This is a genomic window from Streptomyces flavofungini (genome assembly GCF_041028215.1).
Lineage (GTDB): Bacteria > Actinomycetota > Actinomycetes > Streptomycetales > Streptomycetaceae > Streptomyces > Streptomyces flavofungini_B.
The window spans coordinates 1-2825 of sequence record NZ_JASKYR010000927.1 but is presented as its reverse complement, the minus strand read 5'-3'; the positions used below and the strand labels follow the sequence as shown (position 1 = coordinate 2825).

General features: G+C 74.2%; 2 protein-coding genes and 1 pseudogene. All 3 read right to left on the bottom strand.

Annotated features, from left to right (window positions below):
- Positions 1 to 415, bottom strand: a pseudogene (locus AB8Z36_RS36660) (methyltransferase); the annotation flags it as partial.
- 43 nt (positions 416 to 458) lie between these two features.
- Positions 459 to 938 carry an NUDIX hydrolase gene (locus tag AB8Z36_RS36655; protein WP_369217710.1) on the bottom strand — a complete coding sequence of 160 codons (480 nt, stop codon included), beginning with the start codon at positions 936 to 938 and terminating at the stop codon, positions 459 to 461.
- Between the two features lie 50 nt (positions 939 to 988).
- Positions 989 to 2602 carry an apolipoprotein N-acyltransferase gene (gene lnt, locus AB8Z36_RS36650; protein ID WP_369217709.1) on the bottom strand — a complete coding sequence of 538 codons (1614 nt, stop codon included), beginning with the start codon at positions 2600 to 2602 and terminating at the stop codon, positions 989 to 991.
- Positions 2603 to 2825 lie beyond the last annotated feature (223 nt).

Genomic DNA, 2825 nt, shown 5'->3' with positions numbered 1-2825 from the left:
GGGCGGGCGCGAGCCGGTGCAGCTGGTCCTCCAGGAGCGCCAGGCTCTTCGGCACGCGCACCAGGAGCACGTCGATCCGCGCGGGAGGGGCGTCCCGCGTCGTCAGGAGCCGCGCCGCGTCCCCGGCGTGGCCCGCCCGCGCGAGGTTGGCGCGGGTCGCCTGCTGGGCGAGGAAGGAGTCGGTGATCTGCACCGGCACGCGCGCGTGCCCCGCGAGCACGGTGGTCAGCGCGCCCCACCGGTCGCCGACGACGGCCACGGTGCCGCCCAGGTCCACGGCCGCAGCGCCTTCCTCCCCGGCCAGGTGGCGCAGGAGGTAGGCGTCGGCGGCCGACCAGGCGCGCAACGGGTCCCGGGGGTCGGCCGGGAAGCGGGTGAGGTCGTACGCGCCCCATGACGTGCTCAAACGGTTCATCGTGCCCACAGGCTAACGGAGGGCGCGGCGGGCGACGCCCGTGTCACCGCTCGGCGGTCGGCTCGAACCAGGTGGGGCCGTCCGCGAGCGCCTGCTTGACCCGGGAGAGGGAGAACTCGTGCAGCTCGGGCAGGGCGTCCACGGCGAACCAGGCGACGTCGAGGGACTCGTCGTCGTTCACGCGCGCCTCGCCGCCGACGGCACGGCAGCGCAGGGTGATGTCCATGTACTGGCAGGTGTCGCCGTTGGGGTAGGTGACCGGTTCGAGCGCCTGCACAAGCACCACCCGCTCGGGCACGCAGTGCACAGCCGTCTCCTCGTACACCTCGCGCACCGCGCACTCGGCGGGCTGCTCGCCGGGCTCCGGGATACCGCCGATCACCGACCACCTGCCGTTGTCGGAGCGCCGGCCGAGAAGCACTCTGCCCTCGTCGTCGAAGACGACGGCGGTGATCCCGGGGAGCCAGAGGAGCTGCTGGCCCGCGTCGGCCCGGATGGCGCGGATGAAGTCAGGAGTAGCCATGACACGACCCTAATGGCGGCGCGCGGCCGTCCAGGCCACCTCCGGCGGGGTCACTGCCCGGCGGTGCGCCTGGACCGTACGGCCGAGGTCACGGCCCACCCGAGGCCGCCCGCCGCGATCAGCACGAGGATGCCCTCGGGGAGCACTCCGAGGGTGGTGGCCGGGGTGCGGGAGGAGCGCAGCGGCACCTCCTCGACGAGCGAGTCGGCGGTGTACCAGGTCGTCTTGGCCTTGACCGTGCCGTCCGGCATGATCACGGCGCTCACGCCGCTGGTCACGGGGACGGCGACGGCGCGGCTGTGCTCGACCGCGCGGACCCGGCTCATGGCGAGCTGCTGGTAGGTCATCTCGCTGCGGTCGAAGGTGGCGTTGTTGCTGGGCACCGAGATGAGCTGGGCGCCGTGGGTGACGGTGTCGCGCACCGCCCAGTCGAAGGCCGCTTCGTAGCAGGTTGCGAGGCCGACTTCGGCGCCCGCCATGGTGAAGACGCCGGGCTTGGAACCCCGGCTGAAGTCCTGGCGGACCCGGTCGGCGTCGCTGCTGAACAGGCTGATGAGACCGCGCAGCGGGATGTACTCGCCGAAGGGCTGGATCTGCCGCTTGTCGTAGGTGTCCGTGGCGCCCTTGTCCGGGTCCCACAGGATCTGCTCGTTGAAGAGCTTGCCGTCCGCGGTCTCCACGACGCCTCCGACGGAGACGGGCGCCCCGATGGCCTTGACGGCGTCCTCGATCTCGTGGCGCGCGTCGGGGTTGGTGAAGGGGTCGATGTCGGAGGAGTTCTCCGGCCACAGGACGAGGTCGGGTCGCTCCGCCCGGCCCGCCTTCACCGCGGCGGCGAGCCGCTCGGTCTCGCGGACGTGGTGGTCGAGGACCGCGCGGCGCTGCGCGTTGAAGCCGAGGCCCGCGCGCGGCACGTTGCCCTGGATCGCGGCGATGGTGGTGGTGCCGTCCTCCGCGTCGTCGCTGACCAGCGTGCGGGCCGCGAAGGCGCCGCCGACCGGGACGAGGACGCTGAGCAGGGCGGCCGCGGCGGCGCCCCGCCGCACCTCGCCGAGGCCGCGGGCGGTGCGGAGCTGCCGGATCAGTTCGTGGAGCCCGTAACCGCACAGGACGACCGCGAAGCCGAGGACGGGCGTGCCGCCGAGCGCGGCGAGCGGCAGGAAGACGCCGTCCGCCTGGCCGAAGGCGATCTTGCCCCAGGGGAAGCCGCTGAAGGGCACACGCGCGCGTGCCGCCTCTCCCGCGATCCACAGGGCCGCCGCCCACAGCGGATGGCCCGGCAGCCGCGAGAGGACGGCCGTGCCCGCGCCGACCAGGGCCACGAAGACGGCCTCGACGGCAGCGAGCGCGAGCCACGGGCCTGGGCCGACCTCGACGCCGGTCCAGACGAGCAGGGGCAGCAGGAAGCCGAGGCCGAAGAGGTAGCCGAGGCCGAGGCCCGCCTTCCAGGTGCGGCCGTGCAGACACCAGGCGAGGACCGCGAAGGCCGGGAGCGCCAGCCACCAGAGCGTGCGGGGCGGGAAGCTGACGTAGAGCAGCACTCCGGAGAGGGCCGCCGCGGCGGCGGGCGCGAGCCGCCGCAGGACGCGCACGGCACGGGAATCCCGTGCGGGCTGCGGATCGAGCTGCTCCGGCTCGTCTACGGGAGTGGTGGTGGCGGTCACTCGGGGAGTGTACGGCGCGTCACCGGGGCGCGGACAGCGCGGTCGGCGGGGCGCGGACAGCGCGGTCGGCGGGGCGCCGGGGCCTTGGCCTCGGCCGTATCGTTCCTGCACAACGGCTCCCCTGGCGCGGCATCCGCGGTTACCGTGTGGCCGGGTCCCTGACGTGCGCCCGGGCCACACAGTGGTGGGCCGGTGTCCGCGTCGTGCGGGGCCCGTCATGCAC